Source organism: Myxococcus sp. MISCRS1 (assembly GCF_026626605.1).
Classification (GTDB): Bacteria; Myxococcota; Myxococcia; order Myxococcales; family Myxococcaceae; genus Myxococcus; species Myxococcus fulvus.
On the sequence record NZ_JAPNKB010000001.1, the window covers coordinates 840,863 to 862,215 of the forward strand.

General features: G+C 71.1%; 13 protein-coding genes. 3 read left to right on the top strand and 10 right to left on the bottom strand.

The window, feature by feature from the left end:
• Position 1: 1 nt before the first annotated feature.
• The 9 genes from OWM54_RS03065 to pssA form a co-directional block, all read right to left on the bottom strand.
• The gene (locus OWM54_RS03065) at positions 2-2,836 is read right to left on the bottom strand and encodes a zinc-ribbon domain-containing protein (protein ID WP_267696576.1); all 2,835 of its coding nucleotides are present in this window, start codon (positions 2,834-2,836) and stop codon (positions 2-4) included.
• 3 nt (positions 2,837-2,839) lie between these two features.
• Positions 2,840-4,384: a bifunctional phosphoribosylaminoimidazolecarboxamide formyltransferase/IMP cyclohydrolase gene (gene purH / locus OWM54_RS03070; protein ID WP_223750100.1), complete on the bottom strand. Its 1,545-nt coding sequence runs from the start codon at positions 4,382-4,384 to the stop codon at positions 2,840-2,842.
• A 104-nt stretch (positions 4,385-4,488) separates the two neighbouring features.
• On the bottom strand, positions 4,489-4,980 hold the full coding sequence (locus tag OWM54_RS03075; RefSeq protein WP_141322767.1) for a sigma factor-like helix-turn-helix DNA-binding protein: 492 nt from the start codon (positions 4,978-4,980) through the stop codon (positions 4,489-4,491).
• A 55-nt stretch (positions 4,981-5,035) separates the two neighbouring features.
• Positions 5,036-5,560 (bottom strand): MerR family transcriptional regulator, encoded by a 525-nt coding sequence (locus OWM54_RS03080; protein WP_223750101.1) that lies wholly within the window; start codon positions 5,558-5,560, stop codon positions 5,036-5,038.
• A gap of 378 nt (positions 5,561-5,938) precedes the next feature.
• Positions 5,939-8,203 (bottom strand): serine/threonine protein kinase, encoded by a 2,265-nt coding sequence (locus OWM54_RS03085; protein WP_267696577.1) that lies wholly within the window; start codon positions 8,201-8,203, stop codon positions 5,939-5,941.
• A 22-nt stretch (positions 8,204-8,225) separates the two neighbouring features.
• Positions 8,226-10,697, bottom strand: a complete 2,472-nt coding sequence (locus OWM54_RS03090; protein ID WP_223784699.1) for a serine/threonine-protein kinase — start codon at positions 10,695-10,697, stop codon at positions 8,226-8,228.
• Between the two features lie 147 nt (positions 10,698-10,844).
• Positions 10,845-11,189: a hypothetical protein gene (locus OWM54_RS03095; protein ID WP_046713170.1), complete on the bottom strand. Its 345-nt coding sequence runs from the start codon at positions 11,187-11,189 to the stop codon at positions 10,845-10,847.
• A gap of 197 nt (positions 11,190-11,386) precedes the next feature.
• A complete protein-coding gene (locus OWM54_RS03100; protein WP_267696578.1) occupies positions 11,387-14,338 on the bottom strand; it encodes a choice-of-anchor D domain-containing protein in 2,952 nt (983 codons plus the stop codon).
• A gap of 163 nt (positions 14,339-14,501) precedes the next feature.
• Complete coding sequence (pssA, locus tag OWM54_RS03105) at positions 14,502-15,146, bottom strand: CDP-diacylglycerol--serine O-phosphatidyltransferase (RefSeq protein ID WP_267696579.1); 645 nt, start codon at positions 15,144-15,146, stop codon at positions 14,502-14,504.
• 154 nt (positions 15,147-15,300) lie between these two features.
• Between pssA and OWM54_RS03110 the strand changes: the two genes are divergently transcribed.
• Positions 15,301-17,817 carry a penicillin acylase family protein gene (locus OWM54_RS03110; protein ID WP_267696580.1) on the top strand — a complete coding sequence of 839 codons (2,517 nt, stop codon included), beginning with the start codon at positions 15,301-15,303 and terminating at the stop codon, positions 17,815-17,817.
• A 374-nt stretch (positions 17,818-18,191) separates the two neighbouring features.
• Positions 18,192-18,641, top strand: coding sequence for a DofA protein (locus tag OWM54_RS03115; RefSeq protein WP_141322761.1), 450 nt, complete (start codon positions 18,192-18,194; stop codon positions 18,639-18,641).
• 27 nt (positions 18,642-18,668) lie between these two features.
• Here the strand turns inward: OWM54_RS03115 and OWM54_RS03120 are convergent, their stop codons facing one another.
• Entirely contained in the window at positions 18,669-19,487 is an 819-nt protein-coding gene (locus OWM54_RS03120; RefSeq protein WP_223750107.1) for a ThiF family adenylyltransferase, read from the bottom strand.
• 497 nt (positions 19,488-19,984) lie between these two features.
• Between OWM54_RS03120 and OWM54_RS03125 the strand changes: the two genes are divergently transcribed.
• Positions 19,985-21,343 (top strand): hypothetical protein, encoded by a 1,359-nt coding sequence (locus tag OWM54_RS03125; protein WP_223750108.1) that lies wholly within the window; start codon positions 19,985-19,987, stop codon positions 21,341-21,343.
• The last annotated feature ends 10 nt before the right edge of the window (positions 21,344-21,353 follow it).

Genomic DNA, 21,353 nt, shown 5'->3' on the forward strand with positions numbered 1-21,353 from the left:
CTCATCTGTCCAACAGGTAGAGCATCCGTTTGGCGGGGAGGTACTCGGGGTCCAACCCCACCACGCTCACGAGTTCCTTGCGCGCCTCGGCTCGCCGCTGCGTGGACTCCAGCTCCGCCAGCCGCACCCTCGCGGACCAGAGCGTGGGAGACAACCCCAGCGCATCCCGCAGCGCGCGCTTGGCGGGCTCCACCTGACGGCCCTCCGCCAGCGCCCAGCCATGCGCCAGGTGCGCCACCGGGTGCTGCCGCCCCGCCGACACCGCGCGCGCCGACAGCGCCCGCGCCTCCGTGGTGTTGCCCTTGCGCGAGGCGATGAGCGAGCGGTACGCCAGCGCGTCCGCGTTGTTCGCGTCCGACTCCAGCACGTCGCGCAGGTGCCGGTCCGCCGCGTCCAGATCCCCCTGGTGGAAGCGCAGGACGCCCTCGTAGAGGGAGGGGCCGGGGTCATCGGGGTTCTGCGCGAGCGCGAGGATGGTGCCCTCCACGCCCCTCACCGTCTCCGCGGGCCGCAGCCAGAAGCGCGTGCTCACGGGCCGGGGCTCCAGCCGCAGCGGGTCCGCCGCCAGGGCCTGCTTCAGCACCCGGAACGCCTCCGTGCTCCGCTTCGCCGCGGCCTCGGCCACGCCCGCCAGCAACTGCGCGTCCAGCCGCCGCGCATCCAGGCTCGTCGCCGTCTGGAAGCGCTCCAGGGCCTCCAGGGGCTTCTTCTCCACGAGCAGCAGGCGGCCCTCCAGCACCGCCTCCAGCGCGCGGTCCTCGAGCCGACCCTTGATGCCGTCCAGGTGCTTGCGCGCCCTCGCCGCGTCGCGCTGCTCCAGCGCCACCAGGAAGACCTGCAGGTGCGCCTCGGGCAGCTCCTTCGCCAGGCCCAGCGCCTCTTCCGCGGCCTTCACGCCCGCTTCGCTGTTGCCCGCGGCGCGCTCGGCGGCGGCCAGGTGCACGAGCACCTGCGCCACGTCGCGGTGGTCATGTCGCTCGCGCGTCTTCAACAGCGCCCGCAGCTCTCGCACGCCCGCGGCGGCATTGCCCTCCGCCTGATAGCGCAGCACCGCGAGCGGCAGCAGCGCCCGCAGCTCCCCGGGGTCCGCCTTCACGCGCGCCTCGTACAGCTTGCGCGCCTCCTGCGGCTCACCGACCTCCTGGTAGATGCGTGACGTGGCCGCCAGGCTGTCCCAGTCCCGGGGGTCCGCCGTCAGGCGCTTGCGCAGCGTCTCCAGCGCGAGCTTGTACTCACCCGCGGACTCGTGCGCGAGCGCCCGGTAGTACTGGATGCGCTTGAGGTCCGGAGCGAGCTTCTGCGCCATGCCGAACTGCTGGTCCGCCAGCCCCCCGGACGACGACAGGTAGACGCGGCCCATCACCAGATGCGCCTCCGCCTTCTGCGCATCCGTCGCCTTCGCGTGCGCCAGCGACTCCTCCGCCAGCACCCGGGCCCGCTCACGCGGCGCGCTCTGCCGCGAGCGCGTCAGCAACAGGTTCGCCTCCGCCAGGAGCAGTTGGGGCACGCGCCCAGCGCGCGACTGGGCGGCCTCGACCAGCTCGCTCGCCTCCTTGAAGGCCCCGTCATCCAACCCCGCGCCGCGCCCCAGCGCGAGCGACTGGACATAGCCCGCGATGGCCTCGTCGCTGCGAGGGTCCAGCAACAACGCCTGCTGGAAGGACTCCTCGGCCTCCGTGTACGCGGAGCGCTCCTCGCGGGCCAGCTGCCGCCGGCCGTCCTCGAGTCGCTGCGCGCTCGTGCCCTCCAGCTCCAGGTACTTCAGCTTCCAGCGCGGGAGCACCGTCTGGATGACCTCGGGGATGGGCGCCACGACGGGCGTCGCGGCCGCCTGCCGCGCCTCTTCCTGATGCTGCAGGTAGAAGTAGCCGCCCACCCCCGCGCCACCGAGCACGAGCACCAGCCCGCCCACCAATCCCCAGCGCCCCCCACCGCCCGACGAGCCCTGCTTCTGCGCGGAGCCCGAGCGCACGTTGGACGGCGGACGCGCCGCGGCGCGCTTGCCACTGCGCGGCTCCGCGCCCAGCTCCGGCGCGGGCGGGCCCCGCATCGAGCTCACGTCGTCCCGCATGCTCTGCCCCAGCGAGGCGTCCACCCCACCTTCCTCGGGCGCGGTGAGCGGGGGCAGGAAGTCCATGCTTCCCGGAGCGGCGACGGGCGCGGCCGACTTGGGCGCACTGCCCGCGGACTCGCGCTGACGGCACGCATCACAGATGCCGAGCGCCTGGTCGAACGGGTCGACGAGCGGCTTGTTGCAGGTGCGGCACCCCATCGTCGCCGGCTTCGGCGCGGCGGCAGCGGCGGGCGGAGGCGCGGCGGGACGCGGCGGCGCCACGGAGACAGGCACCGCGCCGGGCTCCGAGGAGATGCGAGCCACGGGCGCGGGCGGCGAGGTGGGCGCGGGCCCCAGGAAGTCGAGCAGCGGATCCGCTCCCGCCGAGGGCGCCGGCGCGGGCCCGCCCAGGTCGGCGAACGGGTCCACCGGCGGCGCGCTGCTCGGCGAGGGCTCCGGCATCGCACCGAAGTCTCCGAACAGGTCGGCCTCCGGCGCCGCGGCCTTCGCGGGCCGGGCCGGAGCGGCGGGCGCCTGCGCGGGCGTCGGCGCCGGGGCGCCGAAGTCACCGAACAGGTCATCCGCGGGAGGCGGCGCGGAGGAAGCGGGCGCCGCGGGACGTGACGGGGCCGCTGGCGCGTCCTGTGAAGGCGCGGCCGAGGGATCCCGCCGGACGAGCTGCAGGTTGCGGCAGCGGGGACATTGCGCGCGGACGCCCTTTGCCGTGATCAGTCGATCATCGATGGCATAGGCGGCGGCGCATTTCTGGCAGACGATGCGCATGAGTCAGTGCCGGAAGTGTCGCACTCCGGTCACCACCATGGCCATCCCATGTTCGTCCGCGGCGGCGATGACCTCCGCATCCCGAACAGAGCCGCCCGGCTGGATGACGCAGGTCGCACCCGCCCGGGCCGCCTCGTCCAGGCCGTCCCGGAAGGGGAAGAAGGCGTCCGAGGCCACGGCGCTCCCCTGGAGGGCCGCTCCGCCGCGCTGCATCGCGATTCGGACCGAGTCCACCCGGTTCGTCTGTCCGCCGCCCTGCGCCAACAGCTGGCTGCCCGAGGCGAAGACGATGGCGTTGCTCTTGACGTGCTTGCACACCTTCCAGGCGAAGCGCAGGGCGCGCTCCTCGTCCGGTGTGGGGGCCCGCTTGGACACCACCTTCCACCCCAGCTCCGGCTCCACCGCGTCCCGGTCCATCAGCAGCAGGCCTCCGGACACGCTCCGGCCGTCCAGTTGGGCCCTTGGCCGCGCGGTCGGAGACGCGAGCGCCGCGCCCGCCTCCAAGAGCCGCAGGTTCTTCTTGGCCGCCAGCACCTGCAGCGCCGCCTGCGAGTACGAGGGGGCGATGACCGCCTCCAGGAACGTCTCCGCCATCGCCTGCGCGGTGGCCTCGTCCACCTCGCGGTTGAACGCCACGATGCCGCCGAACGCGGAGGTCTCATCCACCGCCCGCGCCGTGCGGTACGCCTTCACCAGCGCGTCATCCACCGCCACGCCGCACGGCGTGTTGTGCTTGATGATGACCGCGGCGGGCCGCTCGGCGAACTCGAGCGCCAGGCCCAGCGCCGCGTCCAGGTCCAGGATGTTGTTGTACGAGAGCTCCTTGCCCTGGAGCACCTTGGCGAAGCCCACCGTCGGCTCCGAGGGCGCCGAGTGCTCGCGGTAGAAAGCACCGCGCTGGTGCGGGTTCTCCCCGTAGCGAAGGTCCTGCGCCTTCTTGAACGACAGCGACAGCTCTCCGGGGAAGGGCTCGCTTGCCTGCGCGGACAGCCACGCGGAGATGGACGCGTCGTAGGCCGCCGTGTGCGCGAACGCCTTGCGCATCAGCTTGCGCCGCGTCGCCTCGCCCACCGCCTTGTGCTGCTCCAGCTCCGCGAGCACCGACGGATAGTCGTCCGGGTCCACCACCACGGCCACGTGGCGGAAGTTCTTCGCGGAGGCGCGCACCATCGCCGGCCCGCCGATATCAATCTGCTCGATGACGTCCGCCTCCGCCGCGCCCGACGCCACCGTCTGACGGAACGGATACAGGTTCACCGCGACCAGGGAGATGGGCTCGATGCCGTGCGCCTTCATCTCCTCGCGGTCCGCCTCCAGCTCCAGGCGGCCGAGGATGCCGCCGTGGATGCGCGGGTGGAGCGTCTTCACGCGGCCGCCGAGAATCTCGGGACTCTGCGTGTGCTCGGACACCTGGGAGGCGGGGATGCCGGCGCCCTTGAGCGCCTCCAAGGTTCCCCCCGTCGACAGCAACCGGAACCCCAGGTGAACCAGCCCCTGGGCGAAGGGAACCAGACCGCGCTTATCGGAAACGCTGAGGAGTGCCAGCACGTGTGCGCCTCGGTGTGCGGGAAGCGGCGGTACTAGCAACCACCCCCTGGGGTGTCAACGCAACACGTCGGCGCGACGTTGGCGGCACCAGGCCGCCGGTCGATTCAGGGCTTGCGGGCCGAGACAGGAGGCTCGGCCTCGGTGGCCTCGCGCAGCTTCATCAGCCCGCGCGTCTCCACCTGGCGGATGCGCTCACGGGTGAGGTTCATGATCTCCCCCACCTCCTCGAGCGTGATGCCGCCCTTCTCCGCCACGTCCAGGGCGCAGGTGTGCTCCAGCTCCCAGATCTCCTTGTCCGGGAAGTTGAGCTTGATGGACCCCGTCTCCGGGTTCACGTCCAGATACAGGTTGTGCTTGCAGGAGACGAACATGCACGGACGCGGTCCGTTCACGCAGTCCGCGCGCGTGCGCGGCCGGGTGTCGTCCATCTGCTTGAGCAGGTCCGCCTCTTCCGGGTCCACCTGCCCGGTGAGCCGACGGCGGCGCAAATCACGCGCCATCTCCTTGCGCGACATCGTCTTGGACCGTCGGCGCTCCTGCGCCAGGTCCTCTTGCGCCTGGTCTCCGCCCTCCTCCACTTGCTTCACTTCCGACATGTCCCCTCCACGTGAGGCCAGTCTAACCGGGTCCACCGGTTGCAGGGCCGGCATCTTATTGCGAACTCATCGTTTCGTCTTCGCGTGCGGTCACCGCGCTGCCCAGCCGGGCCACGTCCCGGACCAGATCCTGCGCTCTTTGCCGCAGCGTTGCCAACTCCGCCTCGAGCGAACGTCGATGCTCCCCCCCGAAGGCGCGCTCTCCCAACTCCTCCTGGAGCCCATCCAATAGACCGCCGAGGTCGCGTTCCACCTGGTCGATGTGGTTGCGGTGGAAGACGAAGGACTTCTTGATGTCCTCCAGGGTGTGCCCCTCCGCCATCATCTTCTTGATGACATTGATCCGGCGCACCGCTTCCACGGGGTAGAGCCCCAGGCTCCCCTGGTGCTTCCCCTTCCGCCCCACCCGGCGACTCCTCGGTAGCAACCCCGCCTGGACGTACTTGCGGAAGGTCGCCTCCGACAGCCTCACGCCCCTCGGACGAAAGATTTCAAGGATGGCGCTCGCGGGCAGACCGCCCGCGTTCTCGCGCTCGATCCGAGCAATCTCGTCGGGAGCCAACAGGTCCATCGGTTCCATTGAATATAAGCCACTCAGTAGAGGACACTGAGTGCCAGAAACGACCATTCGGTGTCAAGGCAGACCGCTACAGGGCTGTTGTGCTGTCGGCCTGTTCACGCTTTCGAGAAAGACGGCGAGTGCGCCCGCGCCCGAGCGGACGGCGCTTCGAACGGAGTGCTCGCGGACCCGGAGGACCCCTCGGTTTTCCACGAGGCGACGCGCGACGCGGGGTGACGGGAGACCCGGCGTGCGACTCGGACGCGGAGTGATGCGGACGAAGCGGGGCTCCGTCACGCGTGGCGCGAGGGCGGAACGGGGATGCAGTCGGGCCGGGTCAGCTCACGGCGCGCGGCGCAGACGACGCGATGCTTCGGGGGGCGACGTCGCCGCGGAGGTTCAACGACCGCGCGGCGGTCGGAACTCTCGCGTCACCGTGCCGCCCGCGGAGAGGGTGATGACGAAGAGCTTCTCGCCCGCGGGATGATGGAAGAGCAGCTTGTAGGTGCCCGGCGCGAGCTTGAAGGTCGCTCGGCCGGAGACTTCGCCCAGCTTCCGTCCGTCGAGGAAGACCGTGGCATACGGCGTGGCCCGGACGAGCAGCGTGCCCGTGCTCGCGGGGACCTGCGACGAGGGCTCGGGGACGGAGTCTCCTCCCTTCGAGGGAGGCGGTCCCGCCGCGAGCACCTCCTCGCGCTTCATCCCCTCGACCTCGGCCTCTGAATCGGCGGACGAGGGCTCCACCACCGGGCTCGCGGCGTCACCGGTCTCCACGTCGGCCTTCGGCGCGGTGGGAGCCTGCCCCGTGCCACCCCGCGCGCTGAACTCGCTCGGCGCGGGAACGGCCTCGGGCGGAGTCTTCACCGCGGAGGTGGAAGGGGTCTGCGTGCCCGTCGGCACCGGGTTCCATCGGTCCTGGGTCACCACGATGGCGGACACGAGCAGCGACAGGCCCAGGCTGCCGACGAGCAGCCACGTCCTCGGTCGCCGCGACTTCGAGGTCGAAGCGCTGCCCGGCGAGGAATCGGTGACGGTGGGGACCTCACTGCCCGACAGGGACTGTGGCCCCCCTGCCCGCGCATCGGGCACCGCGACGTGGTTCCCGTCCGTCGAGGTCCGCGCACGGCCCTGGCTCGCGTCTCGTTGCGCCCAGGCTCCCGAGTCTCCCTCACCGACGGGCTCCGGAGCACCCTCCGGCCGGGGCGAGGATGTCGCCGCCCCCCCGGACACGTCGGAGACCGCGTCGTCATGCTCCGCGAGTGAGTCCCGTCGCGAGACAGCGGCCACGTCGCCCGGACGGCTCGGCGTCCGAGCGGGCACCGCCGACACGCCGGAGGTCTCCTTCTCGAGCGGCAACGCAACCGAGGGGGTCCCCTCCGGGCGGCTCGGGCGCACCGAGGCCAGCGGCGCGGCCACGGGAGGAAGCGAAGACGGCGTGGGCCTGCGAGGCACCGGCGACGACGCCACCGCCGGCAGCGGCATCATCGGCGTGGCCATGGGCGGCAACGGGACGAGCGGCGCCTCCATCACGGCCTCGTCGCGCCGGGGCAGCACGAAGGTGGACGCGTCGAAGTCCTCGTCGGGCGAGGACGGCGCCCCACCCGTCCGCCCCGGCCTCATCACCGCGGTGGGCTCCCTGCGCGACGGAGCCAGCGGCGCGACGTCCTCGTCGTCACCCTCGGGCCCCTGCTCGCCCGGCAGCACCTGCGTGCGCTCCTGCACCGCGGGCAGCGCCATGGTGGGCGTCGTGGGGAACAGCCGCCGCAGGAAGCCCGCCAGGTCCGTGTCATCCACGGAGCGGGCGTGCCGCAACACGCACTGCGCCAGGGCGCGCTCCAGCTCTCCCGCCGTCTGGAACCGCGCGGCCGGCTCCCTCTCCAGCGCGCGCATCACCACCGCGTCCAGCTCCTCGGGCACCTCCGGGTTGAGCCGCGCCGGGGGCGGGATGACGCTGTGCTGCACCGCCCGCAGCACCGCCAGCTCTGAGTCCCCGTCGAACAGCCGCCCGCCCGTCAGCATCTCCCACAGCACCACGCCCAGCGCGAACAGGTCCGTTCGCGAGTCCACGTCCTCGCCCCGCGACTGCTCCGGGGACATGTACGCGAACTTGCCCTTGAGCATCCCCGGCTGCGTGAGCTTCTTGCCCGCCTTGGCGATGCCGAAGTCCGTCAGCTTCACCGCGCCGTCGTACGAGAGCAGCACGTTGTGCGGCGTCACGTCGCGGTGCACCAGGTCCAGCGGGTGCCCGTTCACCTTCAGCCGGTGCGCGTAGTGCAGCCCCCGGGCGACCTCCGCGCCGATGTGCGCCACCAGCACCGGCGGCATCGGCTCCATCAGCTCCTTGCACTTGCGCCGCAGCTCCCACAGCGAGCAGCCGCGCACGTACTCCATCGCCAGGTAGTACGTGTCCTCGTGCTTGTCGAAGTCGAAGATCTGCACCACGTTCGCGTGGTTGAGCCGCGAGGCCAGCCGGGCCTCCGCGATGAACATCCCCACGAACTCCGGGTCGCTCGCCAGGAACGCGCGCACCCGCTTGATGACCACTTCCTTCTCGAAGCCCTCCGCGCCCCGGGCGGTGCAGAGGTAGATCTCCGCCATCCCGCCCTCCGCGAGCTTGCGGCGGACGACATACTTGCCGATCTGCGTACCGGCGAGGAGCGTCAAGGGAGCTTCCGGAGCATGTGCGCTATTCGAACTTCACGCTCACGACGTTCAGGTCGATGGGCTTCACTTCGATACGTCGACTGAGCGTCTTCTTGAGGTCGGGATTGAAGAATTTGCAGTCATAGCTGCCAACGCGCAGCTCTACCGCCTCGAAGGGCGTCTCGCCCAGCTTCTTCCCTCCACACGTCACCTCGGCCCACGGCCTGACGGCGAAGCGCACCTTCGCCATCCGCGTCTCCGCGCGGACCTCCTGCCGGGGCGGACGAGGCGGCGTCACCACCGGGGCCACCCTCGCCTCAGGCTGCAGCGTGAAGCGCTCCACCTGCTCCGGCCCCGAGCCCACCGTCACGGTGCGCTCCAGCGGGTGGTGCTTCGCGGCCTCCACCCGGACGGCCAGCGCCACGCCCGGCGCGGACTCCACCACCAGCGGCGCCGCACCCTGCTGGCGCCCATCCACGTACACGAGCGCCTGCGCGGGCTGCGCCTCCAGCCGCAGGCGGACCTTCTGGGCGACCTGCGCGGGAGGCGCCTCCACGGGCGCCTGCTCCGGCTCGGCCACGGGCTTCTTCTCCGCCGGCGCCACCGACACCAGCTTCAGCACGCCCAGCGGCAAAGGCCCCGAGGCCTGCACCTCCAGCTCCGTCCTCAGCTCCTGGTAGCCCTCCAGGGACACCACGAGCGCGTAGCGCCCCTCGGGCATCCCCGGCAGCGTCAGCGGCGTGCGCTCGGGCAACTCGCGCCCGTCGAACACCACCCGCGCGCCCGCGGGCTCGGTCTCCAGCCGCGCCTGCACCGGCGCCGACTCGCCCGGCTTCATCCACGCCCACAGCAGCACCAGCACCACCAGCCCCAACCCCACCGCGGGGATCCACCAGCCCAGCCGTGACGTGGTCGCCTGCGACACCTCGCCCGTGCGCGCCGCGCCCTTCTTGCGCCCCGGCCGCGACATGCCCAGCGACAAGGTGGGCGCGTCCTCCTCCTGCTCCTCATCCTCCTCACGCGGCACTGGCAGCGCCAGGCGGGAGGGCCTCGAGGGTGACGCCACCTCCGGCAGCGCCAGGCGGGAGGGCCGCGACGGCGTCGACGCCAGCTCCGGCATCGCCAGCGTGGGCGCGTCCTCCTCCACGTGGTGGCCGTGGTGCACGACGACGGGCACGGCCCGCGTCGGCGGCCTGCCCTCGGGCTTGGGCTCGGTGGCCGCCTTCACGTCCGTCAGCGTGGCCCGGGACGCCGCGCGCCCGTCCATCGTCGGCGCGTCCTCCTCCACCCGCGGCGCCGCCGGCACCGCGCCCAGCCCCGAGCGCGACGCCCGCTCCGGCGCGGACGACGACTCCAACGCCCGGCGCTGGCCCGTCAGCCGGCCCGCCGGTGACTCCAGCTCGATGCGCCCCGTGTTCCGCGTCTGCCCGCGAGGCCTGAGCGCCGCCGTCTCTCCCTCGGGCGCCACCGCCGAGCGCGACAACGACGGCCGCAGCCCGCTCCTGCGCGGGCCCTGCTCCTGGCGCCCGGAGCCCGACGCGGGGTCGGAGTCCTCCATCGGCACCTCGCCCGAGCGCGCCTCCGACGCCAGCCGCTCCGCGTAGATGTCCTTCATGTACACGGCGACGTGCGCCGTGGACGAGGGCAGCCGGTTCGCGCTCAGCCAGTCCTCGAGCGCCAGTTGCAGGTGGACCGCCTCCTGGTAGCGGTCCACCGGGTCCTTCGCGAGCGCCTTGAGGACGATGGCGTCCAGGTCCTGCGGCACCCGGGGGTTCACCTGCGAGGGCGGCAGCACCTTGCACTCGGCCACCGCCGCCAGCGTCTGGATGTCGCTGGGGCGCTTGAACAGGCGCGTGCAGGTGAGCAGCTCGTACAGCACCACGCCCAAGGCGAAGATGTCCGCCCGGCAGTCCACGCGCTGACCCGCGGCCTGCTCCGGCGACATGTACGAATACTTCCCCTTCAGCACGCCCGAGCGCGTGACGGTGGCCTGGTCCGCCGCCTTGGCGATACCGAAGTCCACCACCTTCACCCCACCCTCGAACGTCACCAGGATGTTCTGCGGGGACACGTCGCGGTGGACGATGCCCAGGGGCCGCCCCGTCGACGGGTCCGTGCGCTTGTGCGCGTAGTCCAGGCCCGAGCACGCCTCGATGAGGATGCGGCACACCAGCGGCACCGGCACCGGCTGCCCCATCGCCTCCGACTGCTTCCAGATGCGCCGCAGGTCGTCGCCGTGGATGTACTCCATGGCGATGAAGAACGAGTCGTCCTGCGCGCCCAGGTCGAAGATCTGCACCACGTTCGCGTGGTTCAGCCTCGCGGCGATGCGTGCCTCGTCCAGGAACATCTTGACGAAGTCGTCGTTCTCCGCGAGGTGCGGGAGGATCCGCTTCACCACCACCAGCTTCTCGAAGCCCTCCGGGCCCTGCTGGCGCGCGAGATAAAGCTGCGCCATCCCGCCCATGGCGAGTCGCTTCAGGAGCTGGTACCTGCCATACGTTTCAATGGTCACGGCGACCTGACCGGCACTCCCACAGGGATACCCACGGCCCGTGGCCTACCGGAATCCGGGCGCGGCGAAGTCCCGAGCGTAAGCCCACACGACAGGGGGGTCAAACCCTTGTAGGCATGGCGGAACCGGTTAATCGCGGCCCGCGCGCTACCGCCGGGCCACCCGGACCTCGCGCGTCTCGCGCATCAGCGCCTCCAGCTCGTCCAGGTGCCGCTTGAGCACCGGCATCAGCACCGGCGCCCGGTCCACCCGGTCGAACAGGTCCAGGACCCGGTCCACCTTGCGCTCGATTTCCTGGGCTCGCGCCGGAGAGATGCGGCGCAGGAGCAGGTCGGCGCCGGCCTCCATCAGGGCGCGGGCGACGGCATCCCGGGAAGCGAGCGGCTCCTCCTTGCGGCGGCCCTCGCCCTGGATGACCCGCAGGCCCGGCGAGCGCGCCGCGCTGGGGCGGGCCGGGCTCGTCGTCTTGGTTCCTTCGGAGTCTGGGGACATCACCGGGTGCCTCCTCGGCGGGAGCGGGTACGACCTCAGGGTACACACCGTGAGGAGCGCTCCAATTTTCTGGTCATCCGCACAGGCGGAAGCAGACCTGTAGCACCCGGGACCGACATGAACGTCGAGGGCCGGATGACCGGCCCTTCGACTGGCTCACACCTCCTGTCTGGAAGCCCCCGCCCGCGCCCGCCTGCTCACCCGGCGTCGCACGAGCGGCGGTAGCTGATGGACACCTTGGCGCCCGGCGCCGGCACGTTGGTGAAGACCACGCTGTTGGTGGGCGCGTCGTAGCGCCAGCCCGTCGTCACCGGGGCGCCGTTGACCGTCACCGTCACGCTGCCCGGCTCCGGCGAGTCGCTCAGCGGGAAGCGGTCCTGGGCGGAGAAGGCCTTGTTGGCCACCGCGGACAGGAGCGGGCCGTAGTTGGCCGCGCAGACGTTCATCACCTCGCCGCCGGTGCGCGCGGTGGCCTCCGCGTAGCGCGTGCCCGTGCCGCCCGCGGTGCCGCACGCCGTCGCCGTGGGGGCGATGGCGTAGAACGTCGCGCGCTGGGGCTGGTTCTGCCCCTTGAGCTGCTGGGCCCACGCCACGTAGGTGTCCACCGCGTCCGGCGAGTGATCATCCTCGTCGCCCACGAACACCACCACCAGGGCGGCCGCGTCGCGCAGGAAGCCCAGGTTGCCGTCGCGCGGCAGGGACGTGCGCGGATCATCCGCGTTGTTCACCAGGGGCGGCGACAGCGCCCGCCGCATCGCCTCGAAGCCCTGCTCCACCTGGGCGCACTGCCCCACCTGCACGTTCTGCTGCAGCAGCGTCGTCAGGTTCGGCGTGTTCTGGGTGAGGATGCGCGGCCGGGCGTTGTCCGCCGGGAAGAAGCGGCCGGCCTCGCCCCCCTGGGCGCCGCCCGGGCACGCGTTGGAGACGCTGGTGATGCCCGTCGTCGTGACGGCCACGTGCAGGTCCACCTGCTTGGCCAGCGCCGCGTCCACGAAGGACGGAATCGCCGACACGAGCCGCGGGTGCTCCTCCACCATGGACGCGGTGTTGTCCACGACGAAGAGCACGTCCACCTTGCTCACGTCCTGCTGGGTGAAGTGGTCCGTCTTGTCCGTGCGCTTGGAGGACTCGCCGATGAGCGGCACCAGCAGCGGCGCGGCCAGGTCGTCGGAGCTCACGAACAGGGGCGACAGGTTCATGCCGTACACCTGCGCGGTGTAGTCCAGGTCCACCGTGAAGGCCTCGCCCGGCTGCAGCGTGAAGGGCAGCGGCGTGGGCACGCCGCTCACGGAGAACTCGCCGTCCGTGGTGCCCGGGCCAATCCACACGTTGGACACCGACACGGGCATGGTGCACGCGTTGAGGTAGTTCACCTCGCGCGGCTCGGGCGGACAGTCGCGCCGCGCCACGCCCCAGTCCACGTACCAGGGCGACGGGATGAGGCACGTCGCCTGCGCGTTGGCGATGAGCGGCACCAGCACCACCGGGTTGGCCGGCTCCATCTGCTCCACCTGCAGCGTGCCCGCGAAGGTGCCGCCGGTGACGGGCATCTGCACCGCCACCTGGAAGCTGAACCAGTCGCCCGGGTAGATGATGACGCCGAACAGGTCCCCACCCGGCATGCGGAACACGCCGCCGTCGCTGTCGCGCAGCTGGATGTTCTTCACCGGGCACAGGTCACGCCCCTTGTTCTCCAGCTTCACGCCCAGCACCGCGCCCCGCCCCGGCGGCACCGTGCCGAAGTCCAGCGCCATGGGAGTGATCGCCAGCTCGCAGGGCGCGTGCGCCAGGGCCGTGCCGCGGAAGTCCATCTGCACCGTGGCCGCGGAGTACGCGTTCGTCGTCATCACCAGCACGCCCGACGCGGAGCCCGTGCGCGTGGGCTCGTAGAAGACGGGGATGTTGATCTCCTGCCCCGGCTGCAGCGTGTGCGGCATGGCCAAGGGCGTGTGGTTGAACTGCGCTGGTCCCGAGGGGTCCGGCTGCCAGGTGAGCGACTCCAGCGTGAGCGCGCCCGCGTTGGACGAGCCGCAGTTCTTCACGTTGACCATGACGCGCGTCTTGGAGCCCAACGGCTGCATGCCGAAGTCGTGCGTCACCGGCGACACGCACAGCTCCGCCGCGCCGCCGAAGCCCTTGAGCTTCACGTCCGTCGTCGGGTGGCGCTTGCTCACCACGTGGTAGCGCGCCATGTCCTCCGCGGGCCCCATGTGGCCGGGGCTGTAGCGCACCTGGAACCCGCGCACCTCGCCGGGCTGGAGCACCAGCGGGAAGCCCGTGTTCGCCTGCGAATAGGACAGGTCCAGCCCGTCCAGCGTGAGCTGGTTCACCGTCATGGGCTCGGTGCTGATGTTGCGGATGCGCGACTCGCGGAAGGCCTCGCGGTCCACCGGCACCGCGGCGAAGTCGAGGACCGGGGGCTCGGCCACCACCGCCTGCTCCAGCGACTCGGCCGCCACCAGCACCGGCACGTCCGCGCAGCCCCGGCACGGCGTGAGCGCCAGCGCCACCTGCTTGCGGCCCACCTTCACCGGGTTGAACTGGATGGGCAGCTCCACCTTGGCGCCCGGCTCCACCACCACGGACTTCGCCACGAACTCGTCCTTGTCCGCGCCGACCAGCCGGGGCGTCACCTCCACCGCCAGCTCCGTGGGGTTCTCCAGCGACAGCGCCAGCGTCTTGCTGGAGTCCGCCTCGATGCGCCCGAAGTCCAGCGAGCGCGGCGACACCCGCGCCCACGCGTCCACGCCCGAGCCCGTCAGCGGGATGCGCAAGAGCGGCTCGATGCGCGTGTCCGAGCGCACCACCAGCATCGCCGGCTGCCCACCCTCCTTCGTCGGCGCGAAGCGCACCTTCAGCGACGCCGCGCTCCCAGGCACCAGGCTGTGGGGCACGTCGCTGGTGAACTCCGCCCGGTAGGCGCCTTCCGGCCCCTCCACCCAGACCTCGTTCACGTCCACCGGCGCACGTCCCACGTTGCGCAGGGAGATCTCCGTCTCGCGCGCGTCGTAGAGCGCCACCTTCTGGAAATCCATCCCGCCCGGGGTCGCCGTCAACCGCCCGTCCGCGAGCGTCGAGCGCTCGCGATCCGCGCACCCCGCAACCAGCCCCAACACCGCGAGGGCCCAAATGCCCCAGCGCCCCGTCATGGCTTCCACCCCTTCCCCGCGCCCATCGCCCTGTGCCGCTTGCTTGCCGCCAGTGAGGCAGCCGAGCGGACCCGATGGCGAAACTAGGCACCCACCCAGGGGCGGGCAACCACCCACGAGGGCCAATCCCGGTGTCAGGGGGGCCTACGACGTCCGGTTTCCCTCAAATCTTCGGGATGCGCAGCGTCTTGGAGATCATCGCGCTGCCGCTGGCCGCGTACAGCAGCACCAACGGGTGCAGCACCAGCGGCCCCACCTCCCAGGTGCCGCCCAACAGCGCATCGCCGATGCGGCCCATGTAGGTGGCCACCGCCAGCACCATCACCAGGGCCAGGCTGGTGGGGATGGGCGTGCCCTCGAAGTACTTCACCTTCCCCGTCGGGTCGGCCAGCTCCGCCGACGTGACGTTGAAGCGCGCCAGCCGGCTGATGCCGCACGCCACGAAGTACAGCAGCACCGCCACGTCCAGCGCCCCGCGCATCCCCACCGCGAACGCCAGCGCCGCCGGCGCCATCCCGAAGGAGATGACGTCCGCCAGCGAGTCCAGGTCCGCGCCCAGCGGCGACTTCTTGAAGCGCCACCGGGCGATGCGTCCATCCAGGAAGTCCATCACCAGCGCCAGGGGCATCAGCGCGAAGGCCACCCACATCCAATGCACCTGCCCCGTCGCCAGGTACTGCATCGCGGCGAGGATGGTCCCCGCTCCCGCGAAGCCGTTGCCCAGCGTCACGAAGTCGGCGAGCACGAAGGTGCGGATCATCGAGAAGTGGCGGCGCGGGCGGCGGGCTCGCGGCTGCTCGGTCGTCATATGCGCGCTCTCCTAGCACAGTGAACCCTCACTGCCGGTCCCTCGCTGTCGTGTTTCATGCCGCGGTGCGTCTGAGTTCAGGCTCTCAGGAATCGTCGAGTTCGAGAAAACTTTTGACGGCTGAATCAGCCCCTTCCTACGCTCGACGACTGCCATGCATCCAAACCCAACCGTGTCCTCCCCGCGAGGGGCGTCCTGGAAGTCCGGGCGCTCTCGCTGGCACCTCACCCTTTTCGCCGGCGTGAGCCTGGCGCTCGCCACCGCCTGTGGTGAGGATGATGACGGCAAGCCCACCCCGCCAGCGCCGGAGGAGCCCGCGAAGTACGAGGCCACCATCCGCCGCACCGCGCATGGCATCCCCCACATCATCGCGGATGACCTGGGCAGCCTGTCCTATGGCCAGGGCTTCGCCTTCGCCAAGGACCACGTCTGCATCCTGTCGGATCAGATCCTCAAGGTCCGCGGCGAGCGCGCCCGCTACCTGGGCGCGGGCCCGGGCAACACGTACGCGGGCAGCGACTTCGGCTACCGGGTGCTGGCGCTGGACAAGAAGGCGGAGGCCGCCTTCCCCAAGCTGCCCACGGACGTGCAGGAGATGTTCAACGGCTACGTGGCGGGCTTCAACCGCTACGTGAAGGAGACGCCGCCGGACAAGCTCCCCGCGCCCTGCACGAACGCGCCCTGGGTCAAGCCCATCAGCGCGGTGGACCTGCTGGCCTATGACATCAGCGTCGGCCTCGCTGGCAGCAGCTACCAGCTCATCCTCGCCATCGCCGCGGCCACGCCCCCCATCCCGGGCGCCGGCAGCGAGGGCCGCCCCGCCCCCGGCAGCTTCAAGGTGGAGCGCCCCGAGTGGAGCAGCGTGGGCAGCAACGGCTGGGCCATCGGCGCGGACCGCTCGGCGTCCGGCCACGGCATGGTGGTGGCCAACCCCCACTTCCCCTGGGAGGGTGAGCTCAAGCTGTGGGAGAGCCAGCTGACCGTCCCCGGCCAGCTCAACGTCTACGGCGTGGGCCTGCTCGGCGTGCCCGCGGTGCTCATCGGCTTCAACGAGCACGTGGCCTGGACGCACACGTTCTCCTCCGGCCAGCGCATGACGCTCTACGGGCTGCAGCTCGTCCCCGGCAACCCCACCCGCTACAAGTACGGCACCGAGGAGCGGGACATGGTGGCCCAGGACATCACCATCCTGGTGAAGCTGCCCGAAGGCTCGCTCACGCACATCACGCAGCGCTTCTACAGCAGCCACTACGGCCCCGTCATCGTCATCCCCGGCACCGCGCCGTGGACCGCGCAGTCGGTGCTCACCTACCGCGACGCCAACCTGGACAACACCCAGCTGGTCAGCCAGTTCGTGGGGATGAACCGGGCCAAGAGCCTGGAGGAGTTCCAGAACGTCTACGCCACCGTCCAGGGCATCCCCTGGGTCAACACCATGGCCGCCGACCGCGCGGGCAACGTCTGGTACACCGACGCGACGCCCACCCCCAACCTGTCGCCCGTCGCCATCGGCACCTGGCGCGCGGCCTCCGCCGGCGCGGCCCCGACGACGGCCGCCATCTGGAACAGCATGGGCCTGGTGCTGCTCGACGGCAGCAACCCGGAGAACGAGTGGCGTGACGCCGAGGGCGCGCGCGGCCCCGGCCTGGTCCCCTTCAGCGGCGTGCCCAAGCTCGCCCGCCGCGACTTCGTCTTCAACGCCAACGACAGCTACTGGCTGGCGAACCCGAACCAGCCGCTCACGGGCTTCTCCCCCATGCACGGCCTGGAGAACGTGGGCCAGACGCCGCGCACGCGCATCAACGCCAAGCTCCTGATGGAGGAGAACGGCGCGTCGGGCGCGGACAACAAGTTCACCGTGGCGGAGCTGGAGAACGCCATCCTCAGCAACCGGGGCATGGTCTCCGAGCTGCTCAAGGACCAGGTGGTGGCGCGCTGCACGGGCGTGACGACGGTGCAGTACAACACCACGCAGATCGACATCCGCGCGGGCTGCGCGGCGCTCACGGCCTGGGACGGCCTGTTCAACGCGGACAGCCGCGGCGCGGCGCTGTTCCGCGAGTTCTCCGGTCACCACACCATGGGCACGCTGTCCAACGGTGGCACCCTGTTCGCGGTGCCCTTCAACGCCGCGGAGCCCCTGGCCACGCCGCACACGCTGGCGGCCGCTCCCGCGACGGGCTCGGACCCGGTGCTGCTCGCCCTGGCCGCGGCCGTCTACCGGCTGCAGGTCGCCGGCATCCCCGTGGACGCGCCGCTGGGTGAGTCGCAGTACTCCACCCGCGTGGACGGCAAGAAGATCCCCATCCACGGCGGCGGCAGCTACGACGGCACGGCGAACATCGTGTCGTGGGGCACGCTCAAGTCCACCACGCCGGACTCCGACTACAGCGCGGTGCGCGGCAGCACGGTCATCAACTCCCGGACCAACCTCACCGACCAGGGCTACGTCATCAACAACGGCAGCAGCTTCATCATGGCCATGGGCTTCACCGACACGGGCGTCGAGGGCCGCGCGGTGCTGACCTACAGCGAGTCCAGCGACAAGAGCTCGCCGTACTACGCCGACCAGACGGAGCTGTTCTCCAACAAGCAGTGGCGCAACATCGTCTTCACCGAGGAGGCCATCAACGCCGCCAAGGTCGAGGAGACGAAGATCTCCGGCAACTAGCCCCAAGCCGTCCGGGCGCTCGCTCCTCGCGTGAGGCAGCGCCCCCTTGAAGCACCCGAGGCCCCTGCCCTTCCACGGCGGGGGCCTTCTTTTTTCAGGTGCGTGGGGGACACCGCCCCGCACCTTCCCGGGCCGGCCCTCGGAAGCCCGCAGTCCACCACGCGACAGCGGCGGGGGCGCGGGCAACCTCGGGACGACACTCGGCGAGACGCGGGGACGAGCCCCGTGTCCAGCGGGTGATGCCCGCCCTCGTGGGCGGCTGGCGTCACGGCGGGGCGAACCCAGGATGCGCGGGCAGACCGCCCGGCACCGCCAGCAGCACGCGGTGAAACGGCCCCGGGGGCACCGGTACTGCGAAGGAGCGGAAGTGCACCATGACGACGACACCCGTCTTCAAGACAGCCATCATCGACAGGGTCTTCTTCTTGCGGTGGGAGTCCCCTCCCGACCCACAGGACATCCAGCGCGTGTTCCAGCAGATGCGCGACGCCCACGCGAGGCCCGAGCCACCCCTGGTGCTGGTGGCGAGCCTGTCCTCCAGGTCCGCGGTCCCCAACAGCGAGCAGCGCTCGAACCTGTCCGCGTTCCAGTCGGATGCGCGGCCGCTGTTCACGGAGATCCACGCCATCGTCGAGGGCAATGACCTGCAGTACAACCTCCAGCGCGTCATCATCGCCGGCATCAACATCGTCACGCGCACCTACGACAAGACGCTCCAGCGCGTGCACCAGCGCGCCGAACAGGTGGCGCCGCTGCTCTCCGACACCCTGGGCGTGGACGGGCCCCGGGTCATCGAGGAGGCCAAAAGGCGCGGCGTGGTGTGAGCCACCTGCACGCGCGTCGGCCCGCACTCACGCGGGCTGGCGCGCGGGCTCCTCGCTCCGGGGCCTCGCGCGGGCCTTGACGTAGCGGTGGTCGAAGAGGTCCACGTAGAGGTACTCCGGCCACGACACCATGGTGTGGGCGCCGAGCATCACCCCCCGCATCAGCTCGCTCACCATCATCCCCGCCGCGGTGGTGGCCCCCACGACACAGGTGGGCGCGGGCCCCTTGCCCGCGAAGCACGCCTCCATGGCGGCCTGATGCAGGTAGTCGCCCAGATGCGGGATGATGGCCGGCAGGTCCACGCGGCCATCCGGAAGGATGTACAGCTCCTCGTACAGCGGGGCATCCGGTTGGAAGACATGCAACGCCGCCCCGAACCCCAGCATCAACCCCGTCATCGCCGGGACGCCGCGCTCGCGGCACGCCTTGTGGAGGGCCTGCTTGGCGCGCGCGCCCGCGATGTCGATGACCTCCACCACGTAGTCCACCGGCGGCAGCACCTGGGTGCCCGCCAGCACGTCGGTGACGTTGTCCTCGGTGATGCCCTCGTGGACCAGCCGCAGGCGCAGGTCCGGGTGGATGTCCAGGCACATGCGCCCCACCACGTCCACCTTGGACGCGCCGAGCGTGCTCTCGAAGCACCCCACCTGCCGGTTCATGTTGTGGACCTCGTAGGTGTCGAAGTCGGCGAGCGTCAGGCACCCCACGCCCAGCCGCGCCAGGTCCACCGCGCACTGGCCTCCGGCCCCTCCCACCCCGGCGACGAGGACGTGCGTGCGGGCCAGACGCGCCATCACCTCGGCGCTCACCACTCCCAGATTGCGCTCGAAACGGGGCTCCACCATGACGCCTCCCCTTTCTTTCCCGGGAGCGTCGAGGTGTGCGTGCGACGTGTCGCCCTCGCGTCATCCCAGGGCCCGTCGATGTGGTCCTCGTCCCCCGCTCCCGGGAGGGGCTGGCGGCCCGGGATGTTCACCAGTCCGCCTCCCCCGGGGACGGTGTCCGGCGCACGGCACTCGGCACGTCCGACAGCCTCAGCCATCCGCCCCGCGCCACACCCGTGATGTGCCTGCTTCAGTCGTGAAGCGGGGTCTTTCCCACCGCACCCGCCAGGGCATGTCAGACGGTTGCTTCACAGTGGACACCAGGCGTGAAGTCCAGGGATAGGAGACACTCCGCGAGTTTCGTGTGTTCAAACTCTGGCGTGGATTCTGCTCAGCGGGTGACACGGCACGGAGGAGCCAGGACACCGACGCGCGGCCTCCTCCGAACCCCTCTTCTTCGATTCGAGGTCCCTATGCGTTTGAGGTTCAGCCTTCTTGTCTGTCTGACATTCTTGTCATTGGGTTGTGGGAATTCCGAGCCGCCCGCCACGCCGGAGGCGCTGCGGGACAGCGCGACGGAGGCGCTCGCGACGAACGGCTCCGAGCTGTTGGGTGTGGCGGGCCCCGCCACCGCGCGGCACGCGACGCGCGAGGTGCTCTTCGGAGACCTGGCGCACTACCGCTTCGAGCTCCAGGTGGGGCCCGGTGAGCATGACGTGGTGACGGTGCACCGCGTGGTGCGGGAGAACGCGCCCTGGTGGCCCGCACGGACGCAGCGGGCGGTGTTCATGCTGCACGGCGACGCGTGGGGTTTCGACGCCGCGTTCCTGTCGAGCGTGGGCTCCGCGCACGTGCCGCGCGAGCAGTCCATCGCCGCGTACCTGGCGGAGGAGGGCGTGGACGTGTGGGGCATGGACATGCGGTGGGTGGGCGTGCCCGCCGGTCAGCAGGACTTCTCCTTCATGGCCGGGTGGAACCTGGGCACGCATGCGAAGGACCTGGGCGCCAGCATCCTCCTGGCCAAGGCGCTGCGGCTGACGAATGGAAGCCTGGGCTCGCTGCACCTGCTCGCCTGGAGCCGCGGCGCCATGGTCGCGTATGCCTATCTGAACGACGAGGCGCGGCTGCCCAGGGGGCTGCGCCAGGTGGATGGGTTCATCCCCGTGGACATGGTGATGCGGCATGCCCCGCAGAACGCGGAGCAGCGGGCCTGGGCGTGCGGGCGTCACGCGGCGATGAAGGCCCGGCGGGACTCGGGCATCTACGAGGGTGGGCTGCTCGGCGCGGCGCCGGGAATCACGCTGCAGGCCATCGGCCAGCTCGCGGCCCTGGCGCCGTCGGCGCCGTCCCCGCTCTTGCCGGATGATGTCTTCGGCCCCGGCACGGGTCGGCCCACCAACCGCCGGGCGGCCATCGTCTCCGCCGCGGCCACGGGCGCGCTGCTCAAGCCGCTGGAGCCGCTCGCCCCGGGCTACCACCTGCTGGCGGGCAAGGCGGACGAGACGGGACTGCCGGGCAGCCTGACGTACACGTCCGAGGCCTACCTCTACGAGTACGCCCAGCGCGCGGCGCCCTACCAGAGCCTCAACGAGGTGGTGGAGTCGGATGCGTGGACGTGCGGGCTGGAGGTGCCCTACGACGACCGGCTGAGCCAGGTGAAGCTGCCCGTGCTGTACGTGGGCGCGGGCGGCGGCGTGGGTGAGTACGGGGTGTTCTCCACGTCGCTCCTGGGGAGCAACGACGTGGTGTCCCTCATCGTGAGGGACCACCCGGTGGCCGAGCGCGCGCTCGACTTCGGTCACGCGGACCTGTTCCTCGCGGCCAGCGCCCGTCAGCGGGTGTGGCGTCCCATCCTCCAGTGGGTGCGCGCCCACTGACGCCCGGACG